This is a genomic window from Streptomyces sp. NPDC050610 (genome assembly GCF_040654875.1).
Classification (GTDB): domain Bacteria; phylum Actinomycetota; class Actinomycetes; order Streptomycetales; family Streptomycetaceae; genus Streptomyces.
On the sequence record NZ_JBFAIV010000008.1, the window covers coordinates 271,974 to 298,382 of the forward strand.

The window sequence follows — 26,409 nt, forward strand, 5'->3', positions numbered from 1 at the left end:
CCCGGCCTCACGCGCCGATCCGACGCCGATCCGACGCCGATCCGACTAGTCGGCGATCTCCACGACGACCCCCGCCGACTCCAACTCGGCCATGGTGTGCGGCCAGTCCTCCCACGTGTCGCGCATCCGGTCGCGGATGCCCGCGCCCGGAATGACCAGCACACGGATGCCCTCGCTCCGCAGGAACGTCGCGATCCGCCCGGACGGGCGCAGCACGGACCACATGTCGTACCCCGGCCGGGCGTATCCGTTCCGCTCCGCCCACCGGTGGATCAGCGCGAGCTGCGCGTCCCAGTCCTTCTCGAAGTCGGTGTACAGAGCCGGCCCGTGCTCCGGTTCGTCCACCTCCCGCGCCCCGAACACCCACCCCCAGGCGCGGGGCGCGGCTCCCCGACCCGCGTCGGGCTCCTCGGGGGGCGTGTCCGCAACGGACCGGTGTACGTCAGCCATGCCCTGACGCTACTGCCCCGCCGCGACGCCGGGAATGGGGCTGGTCGGGGCGGGACGGGGGAGGCGGGGGAGACAGGGGCGCTCCGCGCCCGCCCGTTCAGCCGTGGGTCAGCAGGAAGTCCACCTGGCGGACGGCGGCCGGGGCCGGATCGGTGGCGAGGGTGATCGGGGTGGTGGCGGGGGCGTAGCCGGCGGTCAGCACCGTGTACTGGCCGTCGGCGAGGTCGGTGAACGCGAAGCCGCCGCCCTCGTCCGTCACGCACCGCGCGACGACGTCGCCCGCCGAGTCGAGCAGGGACACCCGGGCGTCCTCCAGGGGGCGCCCGCCCCGGTCCCGTACGGTGCCGCGCACCGTGACCGCGGAGCGCAGCTCGACGTCGACGCGCTGCGCCGGGCCGCCGGTGATCTCGGTCTGGACGGCGTACGGGCGGTGGTCGGCGGCGGAGACCGTCAGCGCGTACGGGCCGGGGGACAGTTGCGGCAGGCTGAAGGCGCCGTCGGCGCCCGTCATCGCCGAGGCCGCCACCTCGCCGCGGGCGTCGGTCGCGGTGACCACCGCTCCGGCCAGCGCCGGCCCGCCCTCGCTCCGTACGGTCCCGGTCACGCCGTCCCCGCCGTCCAGCAGTAGCTCGCAGGCCACGGGCGCGTCGGCCACCGGCACGGTCGTGGCCCGCGGCCGGTGGCCCGCGGCCGAGCCGATGACCACGAAGGAGCCGGCCTCGGGCGCCCGTACGGAGTACCGGCCGCCGCTGTCGCTGAGCGTACGGCCGAGCTGGCGGCCCGCCGTGTCGATCAGTGTGACCGCCGCGCCCGGCACCGGGGCGGCGTCGGGGCCGAGGACCTTGCCGTGGATCACGCGGCCGGCCGGGGGAGCCGCGTCGGCCCCAGCGTCCACAGCGGCCCCAGTGTCCACAGCAGCCCTCGCGCCCAAAGCCGCCGCGGAGTCCACAGCGGTCACCGGCTCCACAGTGGTCACCGGCTTCGCGACGGCCACAGTCTCCGCGACGGCCCCCGCGTCTTCCGCCGCCTCTGCCGGGACCGTCGCCTCCGCCGGGACCGCCGCCTCGATGGGGTCGGTCGCGGCCGCCACCGCCGCCGCCCGCCGTGCCGGAAGGAAGAAGGCGATCAGCAGCCCCAGGATCGCGGCGGCGCAGGCGACCGCGAAAGCCGTCCGGAACGCCGTCATGTTCGGCAGCTCGACCGCACCCAGCCGCGTCGTCTGACGCGCCAGGATCACGCCCACCACCGCACTGGACGTGGACGTTCCGATCGACCGCATCAGGGTGTTGAGCCCGTTGGCCGCGCCGGTCTCCCCGGCCGGCACGGCGCTGATGATGAGCGTCGGCATCGCCGAGTACGCGATCCCCACGCCCGTACCGATGACGGCCGAGATGATGGCGATCTGCCAGACGGAGGTCAGCATCGCCATGCCGCCGCCGTACCCCGCACCGATCACGACGAGCCCCGCCATCAGCGAGACCTTCGGCCCCCGGGTCGTGTTGATACGGGCGGACAACGGCGACACGAGCATCATCGCCGCGCCCATCGGGGCGACGCACAGCCCCGCGACGACCATCGACTGGCCGAGGCCGTAACCGGTGGCCTTGGGCAGTTCGAGGAGCTGGGGGAGGACCAGCGACATCGCGTAGTAGGAGAAACCGACCAGGATCGAGGCGAGGTTGGTCAGCAGCACCTGGCGGCGCGCGGTGGTGCGCAGGTCCACCAGCGGATTGGCCGTGCGCAGTTCGAGGAAGCCCCAGCCGACCAGGATCACGACGGCCGCGCCGAGCAGCCCGAGCGTGGTGGGGCTTCCCCAGCCCCAGTCACTGCCCTTGGTGATGGGCAGCAGCAGGGCGACCAGCCCGACCGACAGGCCGACGGCGCCGATGACGTCGAAGCGGCCGGGCGCGCGCAGCGCCGATTCGGGCACGGCCAGCAGGACCAGGACGATCGCGATGAGCCCGAGCCCGGCCGAGCCGAAGAACAGGACGTGCCAGTCGCTGTGCTGGGCGACGAACGCGGCGGCCGGCATCCCCAGCGCGCCGCCGATGCCGAGCGAGGAACTCATCAGCGCCATCGCGGAGCCGAGCCGCTTCGGCGGCAGTTCGTCGCGCATGATGCTGATGCCCAGCGGGATCGCGCCCATCGCGCCGCCCTGGATGGCCCGGCCGATCACCATGAGGACCAGTTCCGAGGTGAGCGCGCAGATCAGCGAGCCGACGACGAGCAGGCCCAGGGCGACGATGAGCATGCGGCGCTTGCCGAACATGTCGCCGAGCCGCCCCATCACGGGGGTGGCGACGGCGCCGGCGAGGAGGGTGGCGGTGATGACCCAGGACGCGTTGGACGTCGTGGTGTGCAGCAGCTTCGGCAGGTCGGCGACGAGCGGGACGACGAGCGTCTGCATGACCGAGACGACGATGCCGCAGAACGCGAGCACCGTCACGAAGCCGCCGCCCACCTCGGGCTGCTCGCTGTGCGGCGCGCCGGTCGGCGCGGCACCGGCGGCGTCCTGGGCGTGGGCGGCCCTGGCGTGGGTGGCCCTGGCGTGGGCCGGGGATATTCGGGGCATGCTGGCGCGGCCTCCAAAAGGTTCGGGTGCCGGCTACAGGTTCAAGCGCACAAGGCGGTCACGGTCACGGCACGGGCGCTGTGCATCTTACGCACAGCGTGTATCGTGCAAGTTTCGTTTACGGGGGCCTATCGGCCCCAAACGGGGACGAGTTGGGGCGTACGCGGTGGTATGCGCTGATGGTCTGATCTGTCAGTCCGATCTGTCAGTCCGATCTGACGGTACGTGCTTACGGCCGGGCCTCCCGCTGGTCCGCGAAGTACGCGCTGGGCGAGGTCCCGAGCGCCCGCCGGAACATGGCCGTGAAGGCGCTGGGCGTGGCGTACCCGAGGTCCGTGGCGATGGCCGTCACCGGGGCACCCCGGGCCAGCAGGATGACGGCGTGGATCAGCCGCGCCTGCTGCACCCAGTGGGTCAGCGACATGCCCGTAGCGGCGGCGAACCGGCGCTGGAGGCTGCGCGGGCTCAGATGCGCGTACGCGGCGGCGGTGGCGGTCGTCCAGCGGCCGCCGGGATCGCGCTGGATCGCCGCGCAGACCCCGTCGAGCGCGGGGTCGTCGGGGGCGGGCAGATGCAGGGCCGGCACGGGGCGCGGCGCGAGTTCGGTGAGCAGGAGCGCCATGACCTGCCCGTCGCGCCCGTCCGGCGCGTACTCGACCGGGAGCCGGGTGGATTCGTCGATGAGCTCGCGCAGCAGCGGCGAGACGGAGACGACGGTCGGCTCGGTGGGCAGGTCGGCGGCTGCGGATGGCTCGATGTAGAGGGTGCGCATCCGCACCGCGCCCGTACAGGTCATCGTGTGGGTGACGCCGGGCGGCACCCACACCCCGCGCGTGGCGGGCACCACCCAGGTGCCATGGCCGGTGACGACGGTGATCGCGCCCGTCGTGCCGTAGATCAACTGCGCGCGCCGGTGCCGGTGCGCGGGGATGTGGTGGCCGTCGGGGAGATCGCGCGCCATGGCCGCCAGCGGCCGTGGGACCTGCTGGTAGTCGTCGCGGTCCTCGCTCTTCCCGTACATTGGCGCACTCTCGATAGGTGATGGCGTAGGAGCGAAAGCATGTCAGGCGGGGGCCGCCATAGCGTGGACCCACGTGATGGAGACCTTGAACCAAAGCCGGCCGGCCTCGGCGCCCCCCGCACCACCACGCGCGCCCGCCGCCGCCCCGGCTCGCACCAGCCCGGCCCGTAGGACCACGTACGCACACCCCGCAGCCGAACCCGAGGCATACGCATGCACGGCGTACGGGCGAGGGGCGGCCCGGCATGGCTGACTCGACGGACACCGCCGACCTGGCCGACCTGACCGATCCGGCGGGCGGACCCGGCCGGCTCACCCGCCCCCTCACCGTGCTGCTGGCCGTCACCAGCGCGGTCACCGCCGCCAACGTCTACCTCAACCAGCCGCTGCTGGGGTCGGCCGCCGCGGACCTGCACGTGAGCCCCGAGGCGCTCGGGGCCGTCCCCACGGCCACCCAGTTCGGCTATGCCGCCGGAATCCTGCTGATGGTCCCGGCCGGCGACAGCCACGACCGGCGCCGCCTGATCCTGCGCCTCGGCGCCGCCTCCACCGTCGCCCTGGCCGCGTCCGCCGTGGCGCCCACGGCGTGGTGGCTGATCATCGCGAGCTTCCTGGTCGGCCTGCTCTCCCCGATTCCGCAGTTGGTCGCGCCGCTGGCCGTCGCGCTCGCCGGCGACCAGCGCCGGGGCCGGGTCGTGGGCACCATCCAGGGCGGGCTGCTGATCGGCGTGCTGGCGTCGCGCGCGTACTCCGGATCGTTCGCCGAACTGGCCGGATGGCGCGCCGTCTACTGGTGCTCGTGTGGGCTGACCCTGCTGATGACCTGCGTGCTCTGGCGCGTACTCCCGTCCGCGCCGCCCGTCGGCACCGTCCGCTACCGCACGATGCTGGCGTCGCTGCCCCGGCTGTTCGCGTCCCACCAGCTGATCCGGCGGGTCACCATCTCCGGCGGGCTGGTGGGGATCGCGTTCGGCGCGTTCTGGACCGCCCTGACCTTCCTGCTCGAACAGGACTACCACTACGGCTCCACAGAGGTCGGCCTCTTCGGCCTGGTCGCCGCCGCCAGCGCGCTCGCCTCACCGGCCGCCGGACGGCTCGCCGACCGCCTCGGCCCGCGCCTGGGAATGGGCGCCCTCATCGTCACCGTGATCGCGGGCTGGTTGCTGCTGTTGCCCGGCGGTACGCATCTGACCTGGCTCATCGCCGGAGTCGTCGTCCTCGACATCGGCGTCTGGGGCAGCCAGGTCGTCTGTCAGACCTCCCTGTTCACGCTGGACAAGTCGGCCCACAACCGCCTCAACACCCTCTACTTCACCCTCCGCTTCCTCGGCATCGCCATCGGCTCGCTCGCGGGCTCGCTGGCCTGGGGAAGCGGCGGCTGGCCCGCCGTGGCCGCCGTGGGGGTCGTGGCGGCTCTGGCGGGTCTCGTCGTGGGTGTTCTCCCCCATTCGAAGGAGCGCGCCTAGGGTAGTCGGCTGACTACTCTTGGTGCATGACTGGGTGGGGTGGACCTGTGTGGCGGTCCGCCGCGCGGGCTGCCGCCGCCGTGCTGATCGCCGCACTGCTCGCGCTGTGCGGCGCGGAGCCCCTGGTGGCGCGCGCCGCCGCCACCGGCCCGGCGCAGTCCGCCGCCGCGGTGGTGGAGGCCGAGCGGTTCACCGACGAGAGCGCCACGTGCGCGGACGGGCAGCGGCGCGCCGCCTGCCCCGGCCGCGCCGGCCGCCGGGTCGAACCGCGCCCGGGGCGCCGACGCGTCCGCGCGTCCGTTCCCCAGCGGGCCGGAGCGGCGCGCCGCCCCGACCGGGCCGCCATCGCCGCCGCCCGCGCCCGCTGCGTCGTCCTGCGCTGCTGAGAGGACCGCGGTCCCGCCCGTACGGGCGGGGAAGCCGCCGGCCCCCTCGCTTCGACAGGTACGACAGAGCAGAAGAGGCACCATGCCCACCGACCCTTGGCGCAGACTGGACGGCTATCTGCGCGCCCAGTCCTATCTGGCCCACCGCCCCGCTTCCCCTGCCCCTCCTGAGCCTGCTTCCGCCCCGGCTCCGGCCTCTGCCCCCGCTTCGGAGGGGGAGGGGGAGCCTGGGGAGCCCGAGCCCGGTCCCGTAAAGGAAGCACCGATTCCGGCCGCGCGCCGCCCGAGCGCCATGGCCCGGCTCCTGGCGCTCCTCACCTCGCGCCGCACCCGCCCGGCCCCGGAACCGGCCGCCGGTCCCGAGCAGTAACGGGACGCGAGACGGGGCGGAGCCGGGATGAGACCCGGCCCCGCCCCGTCGGGAACTCGGCCGCGCGCGTCCGGTCGTACGGGCATAGCCGTACGCGCGGAGGTGCGTAGCCGCACGGACTTGTGCGCGCCCGGCTGTGTGGCGCGGCTGTGCGAGTGCGGTCGCGCGGATTCAGCCGTGCGGCCGGACCAGCAACGTCCGTACGCCCTGGGCGTCGAGGGTCAGACCCCCGGGCGAACTCGCGTCGATGGCCAGCGACAGCTCCTCGGCGGGCCACTGCGAGGCGAGGGTGCCGAGCGGCACCATCCGGTAGCGGGAGATGGACGGCAGCAACTCGGCCATGCGCAACTCCGAGGTGAATACGGGCACCAACTGCGCCCCGCCCGGCTGCTCCATGATCGGCAGCACCACGTCCCCGGAATCGGGCTCCTGCGCGTCGCTCAGCTCATCGGGAACGGGAATCAGCACGTCGCTCCCGGCCAACGTGTCCAGCGCCGCCACGTCCTGAGCGTTCTCGGAGAGGGCGTTGAGCGCCTGCTGGGCGGGGGAGAGGCCATTGTCGGAGGGGAGGTCCATGGGCGTGTTCATGGGAAAGTCCTGTCATCGCGTAGGGGGTCGGGCAGCGGCCCTGAGCGACCGCCGCACAGCACGGCAAGCCCCCCGCGTACCCGCCTTCAGCCCGGCTATGCACCCTGGCCCTTCCCCAAGATCGTCGGGGCGCGACCGTCGCTGCCTCTTCGCGGCGCCTGCCGCCCGAAAGACGGGGGCGATCTTCGTGAACGCGCTTCTCGTTTCAGCGCGGCACTGGGCCTGCCCTGCGCCGTTCCTCCTGGCCCTCCCTCGACGGCCTGCACGCTCCGCTCCGCCGCATCACTCGGCCTTGATGGCCTCCAAGGGGTTCAGCCGGGCCACCTGACGGGCCGGCCAGAGAGCCGCCAGCACACCGGTCGCCAGGGCCAGGACGAGGAAGATCCCATAGCTGCCCCACGGCATGTGCATCGAGTACTTTTCGAAAGCGGCCTGAGCCACCTTGCCACCGGCCCAGGCCAGGAACGTCCCCATGGCCAGGCCGAGGAGCGCGCCGAGCAGTGAGATCACCAGCGTTTCCAGCTGGATCATCCGCTTCACTCCGGCACGGTCCAAACCGATCGCGCGGAGCATTCCGAATTCCCTCGAACGCTCGAAGACCGACAGTGCCATGGTGTTCACCACGCCGATCACCGCGATCACCACGGACATGCCGAGGAGCCCGTAGACCATATACAGCAGTTGGTTCACCTGCTTGTTCACATCGCGGAACAACTGGTCCTGAGTGTTCACCCGGATCATCGGACTGTTTCCGAGGGCCTTTTTGATCCCGTCCTGTACCGCGTCGCCGGCTCCGCCCTGCCCGGCCTTGACGTAGACCGTCTGATAGCCGGCCCGGAACAGATGCGGGCCCACCAGCTCCTGACTGATGATCAACTTTGGTAGCAGGCCGTTCTTGGCATAGACGGCGCCGACCCGCACGCGGTCCTGTTTCCCGTCCGGGTAGCCGACCTTCAGTACGCCTCCGGGCTTCAGGTTCTCGTCCGCGGCGAATTCCTCGGAAACCGCGATCTCGCCCTTCTCCAGGCTGCCGAGATCGCCCCGCACGGTCTTCACGGCGAACAGTTCGCGGAAAGCCGCCCCATCCGTCGCTTCGACCGTACGGGCCGTCCCATCGATACGCAGACTGACCTTGCTGTCCCCGCCGACCGCGCTTACTCCGGGTACTTGCCCGACCTCGCTGACCACCGAGGGTGCGAGCGGCTCGAAGTTCGCCATCTGGATGGCGTAGTCCGCCTGCAGCCCGTCGGTCGCGGCCTTCTTCATGCTGTCTTCCAGCGAGGTGGTGACCACGGTGAGGGCGCTGGTCAGTGCGAGGCCGATCATCAGGGCGGTCGCGGTGGCGGCGGTGCGCCGCGGATTGCGCACCGAATTCTTCCGGGCCAGCTTCCCGGCGACGCCGAACGTGCGGAGTACGGGCTCCATCGCGGCGATCAACGGCCGTGAGAGCAGCGGGGTCAGAACGATGACACCGCACACCGTCAGCACCGCACCGACGCCGACGAGCAAAGCGCCTTTGTTGTCCGGTCCGCCGGCTACCGTCACGACGATCAGCAGCAGACCGAGCGCGGCGAATGCCGAGCCGATGATGTTGCGGACGACCAGGCGACGCGGTGTCTGCGGGGCGTCCGCGCTTCTCATCGCGGCCACCGGCGGAATCTTCGCCGCCCGGCGGGCGGGCAGGAAGGCGGCGAGCACCGTGATGCCGAGGCCGACCAACAGCGAGATGACGATCGCACCAGGGGTGATGACCAGCGGGTTGTCCGGCAGCCTGGCGCCTGCCCCGTTGAGCAGCGGCCGTAGCCCCGCGGCGACGCCCAACCCCAACACGATGCCTACCACCGCCGATACCGCCCCCACCGCACCGGCCTCGATCAGCACCGAGCGGGTGACCTGGCGGCGGGTGGCGCCGACGGCGCGGAGCAGGGCCAGTTCGCGGGTGCGCTGTGCCACGAGCATGGAGAAGGTGTTGGCGATCAGGAAGATGCCGACGAAGAGCGAGATCCCGGCGAAGGCCAGCAGGACCTTGTTCATCTCGCTGGTCTGGGAAGAGACGGCCGCAGCCTGGTCGTCGACCAGCTTCTTCCCAGTGACCGCCTGCAAGCCGCTCCCGGTCGGGAGGGCCTTGTCGACCTGGGCGCGGAGCTGGTCCTGTGTGGTTCCTGGCCGGGCCTTGAGTTCCACCTGCTGGTAGAGGTCGCGTCCCAGGAAGAGCTGTTGCGCGGTGGCGGTGTCGAAGAGGGTGAGGCTTCCGCCCGCGGCGACCATGCCGTCTTCGGTGGTGAAGACGCCGGTGAGCTTCTTGGTCAGTACGGGACCGTCGACGGACACGCGCACCATGTCGCCGAGGGAGTAGCCGCCCTTCTCCGCGGTCTTGGCGTCCAGTGCGACCTCGTCCGGCCCGCCTGGCCCGCGCCCCGTGGTGAAGTGCAGGCGGCTGTCCGCGCCGTTACGTCCCGGGGCGAAGTTGCCCCCTTGATTGATGAAGCCGTTGCCGATCAGATCATTGTGCTGGTCGGCCACTCCGGTGAATCCGGTGACCGTGCCGCGGGCGGCATCGACGGTCGGCAGGCCGGCGAGCCGTTCGTAGACCTTCTGGGGAACCCCGGTGCGTCTCTGACCGGAGACGGTGGTGGCGCTGGTATCGCGGTCGGCGGGCCGCACGGCGACGGACACGTCCTTGAAGCTCTTGGACGATGAATCCTTCAGACCTTTGCTGAGCGTTTCCGTGAACAACAGGGTGCCCGCGACGAAGGCGACGCCGAGGACCACCGCCAGCATCGTCATGAGCAGACGGACTTTGTGCGCCACCATGTTGCGTAAGGCAATGCGGAACATCGATTCCATTTCCCAAGAGGTGAGCGGGTTCCCAAGGAGGAGTGGGCGGCCTGGACGCGCGCCCTCAGCCGGTGTGGACCTTGGGGTCAAAGAGCTTCATCCGCTCCAGCACGGCATCAGGGCTGGCCGGAACCGTCTCGTCAGCCACCCTGCCGTCAGCGAGGAAGACCAGCCGGCCGGCGTACGCGGCGGCTCGGCGACTCGTCGGCTCGTCGGCAAAAGATGATCTCGGGTCGGCCGGCCAGGGCGCGGACGCCGGCCACCCGCTGCTGTTGGCCGCCGGAGAGCCGGGCCGGCCGGTGGGAGAGCCGCTTGCCGAGACCGACGATCTCGATCACCTGACTCACCCAGGCCGGGGCGGGCTTCTGCCCGGCGATGTCCATGGTCAGGGTGATGCTCTCCAGGGCAGTGAGCGTCGGCAACAGGTTGAACGCCTGGAAGACAAAGCCGATCTGATCGCGGCGTAATCGCGTGAGGTCTTCGTCCTTGAGCCAGCTCACTCCGTGTCCTTGAACCGGCTCAACTCCGTGTCGCCGATACGCCCCGAGCCGCCGGAGATGGTGTCCAGCCCTGCCATGCAATGCATGAGGGTCGATTTGCCGGATCCTGACGGCCCCATGACCGCGGTGAACCCACCTCGGCGGAAGTCCACAGAGACCCTGTCCAAGGCCGTGACGCGGGTCTCACCTTCGCCATAGACCTTGGTCAGCTCTGTGGCGGAGACAGCGACAGCGCCCACGCCCTGGGCGCTGGGCACGGTGGCAGTGGTCATCACTCGGTACTCCTGTCGGTCCGAGCCGAGCTGACGGGAGATACGGGCTCGGCACACGTTGACCTTGTTCATGCTCGGGCTCCCGCGAGCCCGTGACATCGCTCTGGCGCTCGGTCTCCTCGTACGCCTCAAGTCTGATCCGGCAACTCGGATCTCCTGCCCGTGGATTACACAGGAGCGATCAACTAGCCCTAGATTCAAGCTGGCTGACCCCTATTCAGTTTTGCGCGTGAAGCGGCAGCGCACCGCGCAGAGAGCGCTGCCGTGGACGAAACTCGCGGTCACGCACCCAGATTCAGCGCGGACGCGCACCATCGTCTTGCCTCGTGCCGGGCGGCTCCCGCGCGAGGTCACTTCTCCAGGGCCACGCGCACCAGCGCGGCGGCGAAGACCGCCGGGTCGCCCTCGCCCACCAGCCGGGCGAGGGCCTTCGAGCTGTCCGGGAGCCCGAGGCGGCGCGCGCCCTGGAGGGCCTTGGCGTCCAGATAGGGCGCGGCCTCGGGCCAGACGCCCTGGGCCTCGCGCAGAAAGATGTCCGCGCCCACGGGGCCGAGCCCCGGCACTTTGCGCAGCAGTCGGCGCAGCTCGGCGAGGTCTCCGTCCGCGGCGTCCCGCATCCGGCGCAGGTCCCCCTTGTACTCGTCCCTCAGCAGCTCGGCGCCGTCCCCGAGCTGTGTCGCGGTGCTCTCGTCATAGCGCCGGTAACCGCCTCGCCCCAGGGCGTCCACCCGCTCCTGCCAACTGGCCTCGGCCATCCGCCGGGGATCGCGCAGCCCCGCCTCGTACAGCGCCCGCGCGGTGTCGACGGCGATGCTGTGGCGAATGCGGGCGCTGAGCAGCACGGAGAGTACGAGCAGCCGGTAGAGCGGCTGTGGCGTGTTCCGGAGCCGGATGCCCGCCTCGTGGGCGTACGTACGGCCGTGCTCGTCGAGCAGCTCGCGGACGGTCTCGCGTTGGGTGGTTCGCGGCATGGTGGGAACTCCTTTCCTCTGTCCCCACCCTTGGTACCCGCCCTATACGGAACATCACCGGCAAAACCCCCATCCGCCGGAGAGCCGCCACGGGGCCTCGCTCTCCTCCCTTCTGCAAGTCTGCGAGCTGCGCGGAACGCGCCGGTCAAGTCGGAGGAACGGTGAGCAGGGTGCGGTAGTCGGCGGCTTCCTCGGGCTCGCCGACGCGGTGGCCGTCCGCCTCGACCCAGGCGTGGGCGGCGAAGGGCGGTGTGCGTACGCCCGTACACCAGGTGGGCCACGTGCCGCCGAGGCGGCACAGCAGGGCGGTGGCCAGGGAGCGCTGGAGGCAGTAGCGCCCGGAGCACAGGACACTCACCGCGGTCACGTCCTGGCGGGCCCGCAGCGCGGTGGCGTAGTCGGCGGGCGATGCGCCCCGCCGCGCGACGCGGAGGACGGCGCGCAGGCGCCGAGGCGGCAGCCGGGCCAGCAGCCGGGCCGCGCCGACGGCGGTACGGGCGGCGAGGCGCCGGCCCAGCGGCGGTCGGCACTGCCCGGTGTCGAGGACCTGGCTCACGGGGCCGCCACCACCAGGCCGGTACGGGTGAGGTGGTCGATGAGGGCGGCGACATCGGCGTGGGCGCGCTCCGGTGTGACGGGGCGGGCGGCGGCGAGCCCATCGGCGATCTGCTGCGGGGTGGCGCCCTTCAACAGGGCCTGGACGATGGTGGCCCCGGTGGCGTTGAGCTGCCAGTAGCGGCCGTCGCGTTCGTCGAGCAGGACCATGCCGTCCTCGGTGGGACAGCATGCGACGTCAGTGCGCAGTCGTGTCAACGGAGGGCTCTTTCTGAGGACGGCGGGCGGCGAGGTAGGCGGGCTCGGGGTGGGCGGCGACCTCGCGCAACCACGCCTCCGCGCCCAGGGTGCTCTCCAGTTCGGCGGCGCCGCCCGTGTTCAGGCCGGGGCTGAGCAGGGCCTGCCGCAGGGCGCGCGGCTCGGCGGCGCCGGCGGCGACCAGGAGGGAAGTGTCGGCCCAGACGGCGAGGTGGCGACGATGGGTCTTGAGGCCCTGGTGCCATTCGGCATTGCAATGGTCCTTCGAGGTGCGGTTCAGCAGGCGGCCGGGGACCAGCCCGTCCATCGCGGCGGCCAGCAGCGGCTTGTACGTCCACGGGCTGCCCGCGTCCTCGGGCCGTACGGACAGGCACGCGTCGAGGACGGCGTCGTCGCAGAACGGGCTGTGCGCGGGCAGGCCCGCTTCGGTGCCAGCCTCGTGCAGCAGGGCGGCGACGCGTCCGGCTTCGCGCATCTGATGGATCCAGGCGTGCCGACCCGGTTCGGACGCCAGCGGCAGCTCCCGCTCGGCGGCTCGGCCGAGGAGCGCCGCGAGTTGCTCGGCGGCCTGCGCGCTCGCCCAGACCGGGAGACGCGGATACGGCCCCCAGACCTCCGGTGCCCCGCCGGGCGGCGCCCCCTCGCGCAGCCGGCGCTGGGCCGTGGTGAGCCAGGCGGGGTACGAGCGGTGGCCCAGCAGCAGGCGGGCGGTGGCGGCCAGCGGCCATCGGCCGCGCGCCTTGAACCCGGCCGTCTGACGCAACGCGGCGCGCGGGCTGCGCCGCAGCAGGGAGTGGAGGTAGGAGACGGGAGGCATCACCACGTGGTCACCACCGTGCCCCGACAGCCGCAGCACCGCGCCCCAACTGCGCAACTCGCCCGCCAAGCGCTGCTGCACGGCCCGGTCCCGCAGGAGGCAACTGGGCTCCTCCAGCGGATGGCGGGGTTCGTCGAGGCCGGCGAAGCAGGCGGGCAGGTCTGCGGGTACGAACTCCAGGGGCTCGGCTCCGGGCAGCCGCTCGGCGGCGTAACGCGCGTACTCCCGGTCCTCGTTGCCAGGGGCGCTCCAGTGCAGGGTCGCGGTGACCAGGGAGGCGCCGGACTCGGCGGCGAGGAAGCACAGGGAGGTGGAGTCCATGCCTCCGGACAGGTCGGCCCCCACCACTTGGCCCGGCCGCACCCGCAGAGCGACGGCCTCCCGCAAGGCATCGCGCAGTTCGCGGGCCCCCTCGGCGAGCGGCAGCACATCAGGCGGCGGTTGCCACCACCCGGCCGTACGTCCTCTTCCGCCCGGCTCCGTACACAGCGCGTCCCCCGGAGCCACGGCCTCCACGCCACTCCACATCGAGGCCCCGGCCAGCGGGTGCGGCAGCTGGGGGAAGGCCAGGTGCGCGGCGATCCGCGCGGCGTCCGGCCGTGCGTCGACGAGCCAGGCCAGGGTTCGGGCGCGGTCCGCGCACACCGTCACCCCGCCGACATCGGCCTGGTACAGGCGCCGGGCCCCGGAGGCGCTCCCGCGTACGTACCCGTGCCCCGCCATGGTCGCGGCCACGTGGAAGCTGCCGTGCACCCCGACCAGCGCGCTCTCCAGGCCCGTGAGCGTCCGCGCCCTCTTCAACCGGACCCTCAGCACGGCGGCGCTCGCCGACGCCTCGCCGAACAGGGCCAACAGCCGGTCGCCGACCCGCGCCAGGGCCAGTTGCCCAGCCGCCCAGGCGCCCAGCAGCCACGGCCGCCCCGACGGGTGGGCCACCTCGTCGGCGGCCCGATCCCGCAACCGGGCCAGCAGCCCCGGCGGAAACTCCGCGTCCGGCAGCACCACGAACCAGTACCCCGATGCCGTACTCGACATATCCCCGCGCTCCTCCCTGGACACCGCCCCCCGGCGTCCCGCCCGTGTCCCTGCCACCGCCACCACTACGTATGCCGCGTGATCACGCGGCCCCCGGCCCCCCGGCCCGCCCCGATCAGGCGACGGGCAGGCGACGGGCACCGATCCGCACCGCCGAAGCGGCCGCACACCGGCACCCGCGCCTCGACCGGCGGCTACCGAGGCGCCGGCCTGGTTACTACCATCGGTCGCGCCGCGAGCCACCGCCCTCGGGCCAGTCGTACCCGTGGCCCTGGGTGAGCTCGGCGAAGTCGCCGGCCTCGGCCAGCAGCGGGGTCTCGTAGGCGTCGGCGGGTTCGATGTGCAGCGTCTCGCTCATCACGGTCACCTTCCGATTCACGCGGGCGGCGAATCCGCCCGCTACACAAAGTGACGCACAGAGGAGGTGTGCAGCGCTAGATCCCCCCGTGAACGCCATGCCCAAGAGTGACCCTCCAGGGCATAAACACAGCACGTCAGAGCGGGATGCCCCTCACTGGACCCCGTCCTGTCCCAACCGTTGGTGATCCTGCCCGGGCATTGCAGAGAGTAATCACGGGGGAGGTGAGAAATCCAGACCACGACTCACCGGACCTCTGCGGCAACGTCATGGACACCGGCCCGCAGACGGACGGACGGATCGGCACGGCCGGCCGAGGCGTGGAGCCGGGCGAAGCCGTTCCGCGATCCAGCGGCAGGCGCCGGATCCGTCGACGCGGAGGGTGTCGTGGCGGGCGCGTAGTACCGCCAGCCCTGGCCCCCGCGCGGAACGCTCACCGCATGGGCGGGCCCGTCCCGGGGGCATGGGGTGCCGTCTGCCGGTCAGAGCCCTTGCTTGCCGGTGGCCCAGTACGGCTTCGTGGTGATGGCTCGGCGCGGCAGAACTTGGCTGTCCGTGAGCGCGCGCCGTTGGCGCTGGATGGACTGGGCGTGGCCGAGCAGCAGAGCGCCGTCGAGGTCCGTGAACGCGTTCTCTCCGAGGGATCGTTCGAGCCAGGACTGGAGCGCGTCGCCCGGAGCCTCCCCGGCGGGCAGGAAGTGGTACTGGGGCCAGCGGCCGGCGAGGAACGGGACGGTATTCGCCGGCACTTCGACGGCGACGACGGACGCGTCGCCGCGCCGGGCGCAGGCGTCGAGGGTGCCGATGGCACAGCCGTCGCCGAGATAGAGACGTCGGGTCCCATGCTCGCGCAGCGGTCTGTACCGCCCGGCCAGCGCCGTCGTTTCACTGCCGGGGCGCAGGTGGCGCAACCAGGCCGTGCCGGGGCCCGCGGCCTCGGTGGCGGCGAGGACGCTGATGCGCTCGGAGTCCGGGCCGCCTACCGTTCGCACCGTGTAGCGGCGTGCCAGGGTGGGGCTGACACGGAACTGGATCTCCTGGCCGGGATGCCAGCCGCCGGGCGGCGCGGCGGCGTGCAGTTCCAGTTCGAGGAAGCCGGAGACGGGTTCGCGAACGTCGAGCACCTGGGCTCGGCGCCCTACGACGGAAGCGGCGAGGTTGCCGATGAGGGCGGGTGCTTGAGGCACGAGGGTTCCTCTCCTCATGACGGAACGGCGGCGCGGCGGGCTCTGCCGGTGAACACGTCGGACCGGAGCCCGGCTCACGCCATGGGGTGATGGCGCATTCACGACCCCGAACCTACACCGTGCAGTGCAGTTATAGAGACTACCCCGTGTAGTGCACTATCGATGCCGCACCGCGTCTCGGGTGGAATGGCTTGCCAAGGCCGCCCTGGCTCCGCTGCCGCTCCAAACCCCGGACCGGGCGCCGACGCGCCTCGCATCCACCCGTACGGCGTCGGAGCACCAGTAAGCCGATGGTGGTCAGTGGCGCGGCCGTTCCTGCGGCTGGGAAGTGGCGGGGCACTCGGAGTCCGACTGCGTCATCGTCCATCCGTCCCCGAGTATCCGGAGGCCGCTGCGTGCGGCGAACGGGTGTCCGGTGCCGCTGACTGCTTCCGCCTCGGATGCGACGACGGGCGAAGCTGTCCGGTTCACCGTTTTCACCGTGCAGGCCAGTTGGCGCATGGCCTGACGGCTCAGCGGGGCCGCCTCGCCGGGGAGGCGGATGGAGAACATGCCGTCGTCGCCGGTCGTCAGCTGCGGTGTGTCCGTCAGGCGGGGCAGCTGCGTGGTGGCGGTCGCGGCTTCGGTCGCGGTCGGCCCTTCGAACAGCAGGCGTACGACGGCCTGGAGGTCGGCGGCGCCGCTGGTTCGGCGGGGGTAGGCCGTCAGGTTCCCGTCGCGCAGGAAGAAGAGGGAGACGGTCGCGGGTGTCGGGGACTGCGAGCCGGCGGAGAACATGCCGCTCGCCGGTTCACCGGCCTCGATGACGCCGGACTGGGGGACGCCGCACGCCGTGAGTGTGAGCATGAGCGTCGCGGTGAGCCCGAGCCCCAGCCCGCGCAGCAGGCGTGCCGCCCGCCGTGAGTCCTTCATCGGGCGCCCCCTGCGGTAGTGGTGGGGGTGGGGGCGTCCGCGTCCGCGTGGTGCAGGGGGAGTTCGACGGTGAACATCGTGCCGCCGTGGGGCTGGTTCGCCGCCCGGATGCGCCCTCCGTGCAGGCGCACGTTCTCCGCCGTGATGGCCAGGCCGAGGCCGCTGCTCTCGCTCCGGGTCCGGGAGGTGCCCGCCTTGTAGAACCGCTCGAAGATGTGCGGCAGGGCCTCCTCGGCGATCCCCGGTCCGTTGTCGCCGACCGCGATGACGGCCCACGCCGTGCCGGTCCCTTCGTCCCGTACGCCCATGGTCAGCCGCACGGGCGGCGCTCCGTGCCGCAGCGCGTTGCCGACCAGGTTGGCCGTCACCACGTCGAGCCTGCGCGGGTCGACGCGGGCGCGCAGTACCCCCGGTCCGGGCAGCCGGGTCTCCACCTGCCGCTGCCAGCCACGGGAGGCGAGAGTGCGCCGTACGGACTCGGCCAGATCGATCTCGTCCCGGTTGAGTTCGGCGGCTCCCGCGTCGAAGCGGGAGATCTCCATCAGGTCGTCCACCAGCACGCTCAGCCGGTTCGTCCCCTCGCTGATGAGCCGCAGCGCTTCGCCGGTCTCACCCTCCCGTTCCTGCGGGTCCAGTACGTCGGTGACCGCCGACATCGCTGCCAGGGGGGTGCGCAGCTCGTGGGAGACGTCGGCGACGAAGCGGCGCCCCTGGGCCTCCAGGCGGTGCAGTTCCTTGATGGTGCGCTCCAGTTCGGCCGCGGTTTCGTTGAACGACTGGGAGAGGTCGGCCAGTTCGTCGGAGCCGGTGACGTCCAGCCGTACGTCGAGGTGCCCCGCGGCCATCCGGCGGGTCGCGCGGCGCAGCGCCCGCACGGGACGCAGTACGCCGCTCGCGGCCAGCAGGGCGAGGACGACGGCGAGGCACAGGGCCACCAGGGTCGCCCGCTCGATGCCGCTGACCATGGCCTTGATGTATCCCTCTTCGGCGTTCTGCTCGACCTCCAGGTACAGCACGAGTCCGGAGAGCCGGGGCTGCGCGTCCTCGCCCGAGGTGGAGGTGACGGGCATGCCGACGACGAGACGAGGATGGCCGTCGATGTTCACCCGCTGGAACACCGTGGCGCGTTTGTCGGCCACGGACCGGCGCAGTTCGGGGCTCAGCCCGCCGAAACCGGCGCTCGGCGCGGAGGCACGGTGGTCGCCGTAGGTGGCCATGACCCGCCAGCCCGAGGACCGGTTGGCGTACAGCACCTGGTTCACGACGGACTGGAGCTCCGACCGGTCGGGGGAAGCGGGGATGTAGGGCGCGATCGCGTCGACGCTCGTACGGAACTGGCGGATGACGGAGTCCTGGCTCTGCTGGAGCACCCCTGTGCGCGCCTCGCGGAAGGCGAGGGCGCCGGTGCCCAGGGCGCTGGCCACGGCTACCAGGACGAAAGCGGTCAGCAGGCGGGGGCGCAGGCCGCGCAGCGGGAGCGGGACGCGGACCAGGGTCGCGCGCAGAAACCGCCGGAGGGCGGTGCCCGGCGCGGCGGCGGGGGAATCCCTGGCCGTGGGGGCTTCGCCGGTCGTATGGGTTTCGCCGGTCGTGGGGGCTGTGGGGGCTGCGGGGGCCTTGCCGGTCAGGGGGGCTGTGGGGGATTCCGGCACGGTTCTGCGCGGCCTTGTCGTCTTTCGCCGGCGCGCGGATCCGCGGGCGCTCATGAGGTGCCGAAGCGGTAGCCGAATCCGCGTACGGTCTGCACGTAGCGGGGTTTCCTGCCCTCGGCGAGTTTGTTGCGCAGCCGCTTCACGCAGGCGTCCACGAGTCGTATGTCGCCGTGGTAGCTGTGTTCCCAGACGGCTTCCAGGAGTTGCTGGCGGCTGAACACCTGGCCGGGCGAGGCCGACAGGGTGAGCAGCAGCCGTAGTTCGGAGGGGGCGAGGGCGACGGCGTCGCCGCGGTGCGTCACGACGAGCCCGGCGCGGTCGAGGACCAGCTCGCCGTGGGTCTCCGTCCTGGGGCGGGTGCCGTCCGGCAGCGAGGTGCTCTGTCTGCGCAGCACGGCCCGTATTCGCGCGTCGAGCACCCGGGCCCGTACGGGCTTGACCACGTAGTCGTCGGCGCCCGCCTCAAGGCCCACGACCACGTCGATGTCGTCGCCGCGGGCCGTCACCATGATGACCGGCACCATGTCGCGGTCCCTGATCCGGCGGCAGACGTCCAGGCCGGAGATGCCGGGCAGCATGAGGTCGAGTACGACGACGTCCGGCTGGAAGGGGCGCAGTTGTTCCAGCCCCTCCTCGCCCGTGCCCACGGCTACGACGTCATGGCCCTGATGCCGCAAGCCCAATTGGATGGCCAGGCGGACATCCTGGTCGTCTTCGATGAGCAGAACCCGTGACATTTCGGCAGTGTAAGCAGGCCGGATGGTGCCGCCGTCCCACGGAAGGCCGCTCTCCGGCCCCCGTTACACAATGATCACAACGGGCCGACAGGCACAGGTTTTCGTTATCCTTTCGCGACAATACCGGCTCATGGCGATCATCTGGGATGAGCAGTTTGAGCTGCCATGCGTTCAGCACGACAGCGACCATCCGCAGCTCCCACCGGCAGCACCGCCACGCCCGATCACCGCGCCGACCGCCGTCGCCGGTCCTCCCGGCGCCGGAGACAGCCGCGCAGCCGGGGTCGAATCCTGCTGACCGCCCTGCTGGTGACCGCCGGCCTGCTGATTCCGGCGGCGTACTTTCTGCCGGGCGGGCGCAGCGACGCTTCGAGCGGGGCGCCGCACCCGCGGCATACGCGCCTCACCGACGCGTCCACTCCCACACCGACCCCTACGCCCACCCCCACCCCCACCCCCACTCCCACCGTGAGCCGGACCGAGACCGAGGTCCCCTCTACGGGCAGCGGGACGTTCGTCACCGCCCAGGCCAGCGGGGCGACGGTGGGCAGCGGTTCCCGCCTGCTGCGCTACGTCGTGGAGGTCGAGAGCGGCCTCGACCTCTCGCCGTCCCAGGCGGCGAACGAGATCGCCGCGATACTCGCCGCCCCGCGGGGCTGGACCCATGACCCGGGTACCGCGTTCCGGCTGGTGAGCGCCGGGGCCCCGCACGACCTCACGGTGAAGATCGCGACACCGGGGACGGCCGACGCCCTGTGCTGGGCGGGCATCCATCAGGACACCGGAGGCGAGTACAACTGCGAGGTTCCCGGAGGGGTCGTGGTGAATCTCAAGCGCTGGGTCAAGGGCTCACCCACCTTCGACGGGCCGATCCACGACTACCGCGCGCTGATCATCAACCACGAGATGGGCCACTTCCTCGGCCACTCGCATGTGACCTGCGCGGCCCCCGGACGACTGGCCCCCGTGATGATGCAGCAGATCAAGGGCCTGCACGGCTGCGTCGCCAACGCCTGGCCCTACGACAAGAACGGCCGCTTCGTCACCGGGCCGCCCGTGTGACCGTCGTCGGCGGCCGCGGTGGCCGGTCGTTACAGCTTGGTCATACAGCGAACCTACGGCCATGAACTGCCGGCACCACTGTGAACTCCGCGTTCTTCAGGGCTCGCAGACAGCCCCCTTCGCGTTCCCCATCCCCCTCCTGGTTTCCCCTCTCTCTTGATCGGATGGACGTACATGACTCGATCCCGCACTGCCCGAAGGCTGGCCGTGACGGCCGCGGTGAGTCTGCTGCCCCTGCTGGCGGCCTGTGGCAACGACACCGGCGCGGACTCCCGCTCCTCGGACAGTGGAACGACCGCGGCCGGATCGTCGGGGCATCTCGACGTGCCCGCCGACGCGAACGCCGACCTCAAGAAGAAGTACCTCTTGGAGAACGCGATCGCGGCCTGCATGAAGAAACAGGGATTCACCTACACCCCCGTAGCCCCCGAGGACCCCGCCGACTCCTGGGCCACCAATGGGGCGGACTACAAGCTGACGAGGAAGTACCGGCAGAAGTACGGCTTCGGTGTCTACGCGGGCGTCGTCTACCCCAATGACGCCGCCGCGTCGGGCCGTACGGCCGCCCAGCGGGACTCGGACCGGACGCCCAACGCGGACTACGTGAACACGCTCACCCCCGAGCAGAAGACCGCGTACAGCAAGGTGCTGGGCGGGCCCCCGGATGCCAAGACCGGCGAGAAGAACTGGACCGGTTGTCAGGGCGAGGCCGACAAGAAGGTCTACGGCTCCGCGTCCGTCCAGGAGCGGAGCACCACGACTGCCAGCCAGAACCAGGCCAACGCGCAGGCTCTCAACGGTGATCCGAAACTGGTCGCGCTGGCGCAGACGTACGCCTCGTGCCTGAAGAAGGAAGGCGTCTCCGTCACCACCACGCAGCCGACCGGCATTGGCGACATGGTCAAGCTCCAGGCGCTCGCGTCCGCTCCGCCCGGCGCGGGAGGCATCGTCCCCGTCGACGAGAAGGGGAGCTCCCAGGACTCCCAGGGTTCACAGAAGTCCCAGGGTTCGCAGAAGTCGCTGAGCAAGGAGGAGGCACTCCCCCTGCTCGACAAGGACATTCAGCTGGCTATGCGGGATCTGAAGTGCGGCAAGGAGTTCCGGGCCGCCTACTTCCCGAAGTTCCTGAAGGCCCCGACCAGCGGTGGCGGTGCCGGGTGAGGCAGCGCACCAAGCCGGACGCCGCCCTCGCCGGACGGTTCCGCAAGCTGCTCGCCACCCGTTCCGGACAGCTGAGCGTCGTCGTCACCGCGGTGGCGCTGGTCGGCGCGGGCGGCTGGTTCGCCGGATCGCGGATGCAGTCGCCCGCGGACGCCGCCGCCGCGCACCGGCCGCCCGAAGCCGGTCCCGTCACCGTCGCGGTCGAGCGGCGCTCGCTGACCGCGCGTGTGGTGGCCCAGGGCACGGTGGAGTTCGCGTCGTCGCGCGGCGTGACCCTGGCCGGGCCCGTCGGCTCCCCGGACTCCGGGGCAGGTGACGCGGGGGGCGGCGGCAGCGTCGTCCAGCGGGTCACGAAGGCGCCGGCGGCCGGGGCGGAGGTGCGGGAGGGCGACGTACTGATGCAGGTGAGCGGGCGGCCGGTCCTGGTGCTGCGGGGCACCGTGCCGATGTACCGGACCCTGGGGCCCGGCGCCTCCGGGGAGGATGTCACGCAGCTCCAGCGGGCGTTGATACGGCTGGGCTTCAACCCCGGTTCGGCGAAGGGGACGTACGGGCAGTCGGACGCCGCGGCGGTCAGCCGCTGGTACAAGAGCAAGGGCTACCGGGCCATGGAGCCCACCGTCGCCGACAAGCAGCAGCTGGGGACCCTCGAAGCGGCGGTGACCAACGCGCAGCAGGCGCTCCTCGCGGCACGGGAGGGCGGTGGCGGATCGGGCAGTGGGCAGGTCGGGAAGGGAACCTCCGGGAACGGAACCTCCGGGCACGGGTCGCCCGACAACAAACCATCCGACAACAAACCGTCCGGCAGTGGAACGTCCGGCAGTGGATCCGCAGGCGGCTCCGGCTCCAGCTCCAGCTCCGGCTCCGGCCGCAAAGCCGCTGAGCTGCAACTCAAGTCGGCAAAGCAGCAACTGGACGCGGCCAACTCCGCGCTCCTGGCCTTCCAGGCCGCGTACGGAACCAAGGTCCCCGCCGGTGAGCTGGTGTTCCTGCCGGAGCTTCCGGCCCGCCTCGACAAGGTGCCCGTGAAGACAGGAGACACCCCCACCGGAGCGGTCGCCACGGTGACCAGCTCCAAGGTCGTGGTACGGGCCGTGGTCCCGGCCGACGACGCCAAGTTGCTGCACAAGGGCATGGCGGCGCGGGTGGAGTCCACCGACGGCACGAAGGCCGACGGCAAGGTGGTGGCACTCGGCGCCGACGTGCCGAAGGACGACTCGGCCGGCACCGACAAGCAGCACGGGACCCCGGGCGGTGAAGGCGATGGCGCCTCGGCTCCCGTACCGGTACAGATCTCCGTGCCCGCGGGAAAGCTGGCCAAGAACGCCGCCGAATCCGCGAAGGTCACCATCGAGGTGGGCTCGTCGCACGGCAAGGTGCTGACGGTACCCGTCGCCGCGCTGCACACGTCCGCCGACAGGAAGGCCCGGGTACAGGTCGAACGCGACGGCAAGGTGGTGGACGTCCCCGTCGAGGCCGGCCTCTCCGCGGACGGCCAGGTGGAGGTCACCCCGGCGTCCGGCGCCACCCTGAAGCCGGGCGACCAAGTGGTGGTCGGGCGGTGAGCGGTACGCCGATGAGCGGCCTGGCGACGACCAGCCCGTACGTGCCCGGTCCGGGGACGTACTCCGATGCGCCCGAGGCGGACACGGTCATTCAATTGGTCGGCGTGGAGCGGACCTTCGACTCCCAGCCGCCGGTGCACGCCCTGCGCGACGTGCACCTGAGCGTGCGGCGTGGTGAGCACCTGTCGATCGTCGGCCCGTCCGGTTCCGGCAAGTCGACGCTGCTCAACACGCTGGGGCTGCTGGACCGCCCCACCTCGGGCGCCTACTGGCTCGACGGGGTGGAGACCAACGTCCTCGACGACCTGGAGCGCACCTCGCTGCGGGGCAGCCGGATCGGGTTCGTCTTCCAGTCCTTCCACCTGCTGCCGTACCGGACCGTGCGGGAGAACGTCATGCTGGCCGAGGTCTACCGCCGGCCGGGCCCGGGGCACGGCCGGGCCGGCCGCCGTACCAGGGCCGAGCGGGCACTGCGCCAGGTGGGCCTGGCGCACCGGGCCGGTTTCCGGCCGGACCGGCTCTCCGGCGGTGAGCGACAGCGGGTGGCGATCGCCCGTGCGCTGATGAGCGAACCCGCCCTGCTGCTCTGCGACGAGCCGACCGGCAACCTCGACAGCGAGAACACCGAGTCGGTACTCGCCCTCTTCGACCGGCTCGGCGAGCAGGGCATGACCCTGGTGGTGATCACGCACGAGGAGGCGGTCAGCCGGCGGGCCCACCGGCGGGTGAGGATCAGCGACGGACGGCTCACCGAGGAGTACCGATGAGGACCCGGACACGCGTCCGGCAGACCACGGCTGCGGCCGCGGCCGCGGCTACGGCTTCCGCGGGCACGGCACGGGTCTGGAGGAGACTACGGACCAGGAGAGCCGTCGAGTATCCATGGATGGACTTCCGGGACCTGTGGTCCGAGGCGCTGGCGGGGGTGCTCGCCCGCCCGATGCGCTCCGCACTGACCACGCTCGGCACCGTGCTGGGCATCGCCACCCTGGTCATCACCATCGGAATCTCCGCCACGGCGGGCAACCAGATCGTGGGCCGGTTCGACGCGTTGACCGCCACTTCGGTCACGGTGGGGGTGCCCTCCGTGGCGGCGGCCGGCTCCGGTCCCCTCGTGGACTGGGCGGGGGTCGACGCGGTGCGCCGACTGGCCGGGGTCGAGTCGGTGGCCGCGATCGCCGACTCCCAGCAGACCGCGAGCGTCGAGGTGCGGGCCAACGACGCGGTCGCTCCTGGTGAGATCAGCGGCCAGACCATGGCGGTCGTCGCCGCCTCCCCCACGCTGCCAGCTGCGGTACGGGGCTCGATGGCCGCCGGGCGTTTCTTCGACGCCGGGGACATCGCCCGGCACGACCGGGTGGCGGTCCTCGGCGACCAGGCGGCGCGGCTCCTCGGTATCAGCTCGGTCGAGAACGCTCCCGCGGTCTTCCTGAAGGGCCAGGCGTACACGGTGATCGGGATACTCGGCGCCGTGGAGCGGGAGCAGCAGCTCGCCACCGCGATGATCCTGCCGCCCACGACGGCCGCGGACCGGATGGGGCTGGGAACCGTGACCCGTGTCCTGATCAACACCTCGCTCGGCGCGGCCCACCAGGTCGCCCGCCAGGCGCCGATCGCGCTGGCCCCCGGGGCCGAGGCGTCCCTGACCGTGACGGCACCGCCCGATCCGGCCAAGGCCCGCAAGGGGGTGCAGGGCGACGTCAACGGCATGTTCCTGATCCTCGGGCTGGTCTCGCTGGTGGTCGGCGCCATCGGCATCGCCAACGTGACGCTGGTGACGGTCATCGAGCGGACCGGGGAGATCGGACTGCGCCGCGCCCTCGGCGCCTCGCGGCGACAGGTCGCCGGCCAGTTCCTGGTGGAGTCGACGACGATCGGCCTGCTCGGCGGTGTCGTCGGCGCCGCCCTCGGCATGGTCATCGTGGTGATCGTCTCCGCGGCCAAGGAGTGGACACCGGTCCTGGACGTCAGCCTCGCCCTCGGAGCCCCGGTCGCCGGAGCCCTGGTAGGACTCCTGGCCGGCCTCTACCCATCACTGCGGGCCTCCCGCATGGAACCGGTCGACGCCCTGCGCTCATAGCCGCGCCCCGCCCACGACGGCTCCTGCGGCGACCACAGCGATGTCTTCCCAGAGCCGCTCCGGTGTTACTCGCCGGACCCCGGGATCGCTGCCGAATCCCGCGCCCACGACCGCGGTCGAGGCCCCGGCGAGGCCGACCGCGAGGGAGGCCGGCTCGCTGTGGTCCGGCCGGGTCCGTCCCGTCCGGGCACCCTCCGGGGCGGCGGCGCCCGCGGGGCCCGCTGCCGGCGGACGCGGCATTCCGTCCAAGCGCGCACCCGGCCGGGTGGCCTGCACCAAGGAGCCGGCTGACTCCGTCACCTGGAGCCCGGCCCCGGTCACCATCCTTCGCGACCCGGTAGAGGAGGACGGGCTCCAGCCCGGCGACCTCCTCTTCCCTGGCGAGCAGGGCGGCCTCCTCGCCGGATCCGTCTTCCGCCGGGGGGCTGGAACAAGGCCCGCGAAGTTGTCCTCGACGAGCGCGAGCACAACTCGGCCGTCGGTAAACGCGTGTATGGCCTGTTCCACACGTGTCTGACTACCTGGCTCAACAACGGCGTCCCGTCCGCTCGGGTCGCCGAGTGGGCCGGCAACAGCGTCCCGGTCCTCCTGGCCGTCTACGCCCGATGCGTCACCGGCCGACTGAGCGAGCTCCAGCAGCGGATCGAAGGCCTTCAGCAGCTCCCCGTCATGGGCCCGGCCTCTGAATGGGCCCGGCCTCTGATTCGGCTTCGGCTTCGGAGGGACCGTCCCGGAACTTCGGGAAGTTTTCGGGAAGAACACCCGCCAGAAACCGCCCGGAACCGTCTCCAGCCGGACCGCCCACGCCCCCGCCAGTACCCCCGCCACCCCTTACGCCCCCGCTACCCCGCTCTCGCTAATCTTCCCCTGACCAGCGAAAAGGCCCTCCTGGAGGAGGGCCTGGGACAGGTTGGGCGGAAGCGCCCCCGGCAGGAGCCGCAAAGCTTGGCTGGTCATGCGTACGGCGCTGATCTGCGCATTCGTGCGACGGTGCGGGTGGAGGGGCGGGCGCGGCTGGTCCCGATGCCCGCCGACGGGGCCGTGGCGGAATGAGCGCGGACCCGGAGCGGCGGGGTTCAGCGGAGCTGGGTGTCGTCGTGCGCGGCGACACGGCCGAGTTCGACGGTGCTGTCCGGGAGCTTCCACCACATCAGCCGGGGTGCGCTGGGGGAGTTGGTCTTGAGGTTGCAGCGCATGGCGACGGCCCGGTCGTCGCGGATGCGGGTGGGGGCTCCGCCGGCGGTATGGGTGCGCATCCGGTGGAGCTCACGTCCGGGGATGTCCGCGATGCGGCCGGTGAGGACTTCAACCACGATCTCGATGATCTTTCGGCGTCCGACCAGCTCGATGTGGTCAAGAGAGGTGAGCCGAAAGCCAACGTCGGCATGGTGGCCTTCCCGCGGGAATGCGGGTGGGGAAGCACAGGGGTGCGCTCGGTCCGGGCGGCCTGATATCACAGTCCGCTCGCCTCGCTTCGGCGGTCGCCTGCTCCGTGGTGGTCTGAGGTTCCCCCGCTGCTCGGGAGTTGCTGATCAGCTGGTCAGTGAGGGTTGACGGGTGTTCAGGTTCGTTGGTTCGGCCGTCGCCTGCTCGGCG

At 71.7% G+C, this 26,409-nt stretch carries 23 protein-coding genes and 1 pseudogene; 8 read left to right on the plus strand and 16 right to left on the minus strand.

All coding sequences use genetic code 11. From position 1 onward, the window contains the following. Positions 1-45 precede the first annotated feature (45 nt). From AB0I22_RS13440 to AB0I22_RS13450, 3 genes are all read right to left on the minus strand, one after another. Complete coding sequence (locus AB0I22_RS13440) at positions 46-450, minus strand: hypothetical protein (protein WP_363130870.1); 405 nt, start codon at positions 448-450, stop codon at positions 46-48. 97 nt (positions 451-547) lie between these two features. Beyond that, the gene (locus tag AB0I22_RS13445) at positions 548-3,022 is read right to left on the minus strand and encodes an MFS transporter (RefSeq protein ID WP_363130871.1); all 2,475 of its coding nucleotides are present in this window, start codon (positions 3,020-3,022) and stop codon (positions 548-550) included. A 229-nt stretch (positions 3,023-3,251) separates the two neighbouring features. Next, on the minus strand, positions 3,252-4,043 hold the full coding sequence (locus AB0I22_RS13450; RefSeq protein WP_363130872.1) for a helix-turn-helix transcriptional regulator: 792 nt from the start codon (positions 4,041-4,043) through the stop codon (positions 3,252-3,254). 245 nt (positions 4,044-4,288) lie between these two features. Between AB0I22_RS13450 and AB0I22_RS13455 the strand changes: the two genes are divergently transcribed. The 3 genes from AB0I22_RS13455 (at position 4,289) to AB0I22_RS13465 (ending at position 6,265) form a co-directional block, all read left to right on the plus strand. Then, positions 4,289-5,509 carry an MFS transporter gene (locus AB0I22_RS13455; protein WP_363130873.1) on the plus strand — a complete coding sequence of 407 codons (1,221 nt, stop codon included), beginning with the start codon at positions 4,289-4,291 and terminating at the stop codon, positions 5,507-5,509. Between the two features lie 26 nt (positions 5,510-5,535). Next, positions 5,536-5,895, plus strand: coding sequence for a hypothetical protein (locus tag AB0I22_RS13460; protein WP_363130874.1), 360 nt, complete (start codon positions 5,536-5,538; stop codon positions 5,893-5,895). An 82-nt stretch (positions 5,896-5,977) separates the two neighbouring features. Beyond that, the gene (locus tag AB0I22_RS13465) at positions 5,978-6,265 is read left to right on the plus strand and encodes a hypothetical protein (protein ID WP_363130875.1); all 288 of its coding nucleotides are present in this window, start codon (positions 5,978-5,980) and stop codon (positions 6,263-6,265) included. Positions 6,266-6,436: 171 nt separating this feature from the next. Here AB0I22_RS13465 and AB0I22_RS13470 read toward each other — a convergent pair whose 3' ends face one another. The 12 genes and pseudogenes from AB0I22_RS13470 to AB0I22_RS13525 all read right to left on the minus strand — a co-directional run bounded on the left by AB0I22_RS13470 (position 6,437) and on the right by AB0I22_RS13525 (position 18,945). Then, a complete protein-coding gene (locus tag AB0I22_RS13470; RefSeq protein WP_363130876.1) occupies positions 6,437-6,853 on the minus strand; it encodes an SseB family protein in 417 nt (138 codons plus the stop codon). Between the two features lie 282 nt (positions 6,854-7,135). Then, positions 7,136-9,667, minus strand: a complete 2,532-nt coding sequence (locus tag AB0I22_RS13475) for an FtsX-like permease family protein (RefSeq protein ID WP_363130877.1) — start codon at positions 9,665-9,667, stop codon at positions 7,136-7,138. Positions 9,668-9,755: 88 nt separating this feature from the next. Next, a pseudogene (locus AB0I22_RS13480) lies at positions 9,756-10,463 on the minus strand (ATP-binding cassette domain-containing protein). Between the two features lie 350 nt (positions 10,464-10,813). Then, on the minus strand, positions 10,814-11,434 hold the full coding sequence (locus AB0I22_RS13485; protein ID WP_363130878.1) for an endonuclease: 621 nt from the start codon (positions 11,432-11,434) through the stop codon (positions 10,814-10,816). Positions 11,435-11,579: 145 nt separating this feature from the next. Then, positions 11,580-11,990 (minus strand): lasso peptide biosynthesis B2 protein, encoded by a 411-nt coding sequence (locus AB0I22_RS13490; protein WP_363130879.1) that lies wholly within the window; start codon positions 11,988-11,990, stop codon positions 11,580-11,582. Beyond that, the gene (locus tag AB0I22_RS13495) at positions 11,987-12,247 is read right to left on the minus strand and encodes a lasso peptide biosynthesis PqqD family chaperone (protein ID WP_363130880.1); all 261 of its coding nucleotides are present in this window, start codon (positions 12,245-12,247) and stop codon (positions 11,987-11,989) included. Before AB0I22_RS13495 ends, AB0I22_RS13490 begins: the two co-directional genes overlap by 4 nt. Continuing rightward, positions 12,228-14,099, minus strand: coding sequence for an asparagine synthase-related protein (locus AB0I22_RS13500; protein WP_363130881.1), 1,872 nt, complete (start codon positions 14,097-14,099; stop codon positions 12,228-12,230). The genes AB0I22_RS13495 and AB0I22_RS13500 overlap by 20 nt, the downstream gene beginning before the upstream one ends. Positions 14,100-14,316: 217 nt before the next feature. After that, positions 14,317-14,457 (minus strand): lasso RiPP family leader peptide-containing protein, encoded by a 141-nt coding sequence (locus tag AB0I22_RS13505; RefSeq protein ID WP_363130882.1) that lies wholly within the window; start codon positions 14,455-14,457, stop codon positions 14,317-14,319. A 482-nt stretch (positions 14,458-14,939) separates the two neighbouring features. Continuing rightward, the gene (locus AB0I22_RS13510) at positions 14,940-15,644 is read right to left on the minus strand and encodes a hypothetical protein (protein ID WP_363130883.1); all 705 of its coding nucleotides are present in this window, start codon (positions 15,642-15,644) and stop codon (positions 14,940-14,942) included. Positions 15,645-15,941: 297 nt separating this feature from the next. Further along, positions 15,942-16,556 (minus strand): hypothetical protein, encoded by a 615-nt coding sequence (locus AB0I22_RS13515; protein WP_363130884.1) that lies wholly within the window; start codon positions 16,554-16,556, stop codon positions 15,942-15,944. Next, entirely contained in the window at positions 16,553-18,262 is a 1,710-nt protein-coding gene (locus tag AB0I22_RS13520; protein WP_363130885.1) for a HAMP domain-containing sensor histidine kinase, read from the minus strand. Before AB0I22_RS13520 ends, AB0I22_RS13515 begins: the two co-directional genes overlap by 4 nt. Further along, a complete protein-coding gene (locus tag AB0I22_RS13525; RefSeq protein ID WP_363130886.1) occupies positions 18,259-18,945 on the minus strand; it encodes a response regulator transcription factor in 687 nt (228 codons plus the stop codon). The genes AB0I22_RS13520 and AB0I22_RS13525 overlap by 4 nt, the downstream gene beginning before the upstream one ends. Before the next feature lie 468 nt (positions 18,946-19,413). On the opposite strand from AB0I22_RS13525, the gene AB0I22_RS13530 reads away from it, so the two are divergent. From AB0I22_RS13530 to AB0I22_RS13550, 5 genes are all read left to right on the plus strand, one after another. Beyond that, on the plus strand, positions 19,414-20,007 hold the full coding sequence (locus AB0I22_RS13530; protein WP_363130887.1) for a DUF3152 domain-containing protein: 594 nt from the start codon (positions 19,414-19,416) through the stop codon (positions 20,005-20,007). A 207-nt stretch (positions 20,008-20,214) separates the two neighbouring features. Next, entirely contained in the window at positions 20,215-21,168 is a 954-nt protein-coding gene (locus tag AB0I22_RS13535) for a hypothetical protein (RefSeq protein WP_363130888.1), read from the plus strand. Further along, the gene (locus AB0I22_RS13540) at positions 21,165-22,733 is read left to right on the plus strand and encodes a peptidoglycan-binding protein (protein ID WP_363130889.1); all 1,569 of its coding nucleotides are present in this window, start codon (positions 21,165-21,167) and stop codon (positions 22,731-22,733) included. Before AB0I22_RS13535 ends, AB0I22_RS13540 begins: the two co-directional genes overlap by 4 nt. Beyond that, positions 22,730-23,500, plus strand: a complete 771-nt coding sequence (locus AB0I22_RS13545; RefSeq protein ID WP_363130890.1) for an ABC transporter ATP-binding protein — start codon at positions 22,730-22,732, stop codon at positions 23,498-23,500. The genes AB0I22_RS13540 and AB0I22_RS13545 overlap by 4 nt, the downstream gene beginning before the upstream one ends. Before the next feature lie 119 nt (positions 23,501-23,619). Next, complete coding sequence (locus AB0I22_RS13550; protein ID WP_363130891.1) at positions 23,620-24,813, plus strand: ABC transporter permease; 1,194 nt, start codon at positions 23,620-23,622, stop codon at positions 24,811-24,813. 1,076 nt (positions 24,814-25,889) lie between these two features. On the opposite strand, the gene AB0I22_RS13555 is transcribed toward AB0I22_RS13550, so the two are convergent. Then, the gene (locus AB0I22_RS13555; RefSeq protein ID WP_363130892.1) at positions 25,890-26,126 is read right to left on the minus strand and encodes a hypothetical protein; all 237 of its coding nucleotides are present in this window, start codon (positions 26,124-26,126) and stop codon (positions 25,890-25,892) included. Positions 26,127-26,409: the final 283 nt, after the last annotated feature.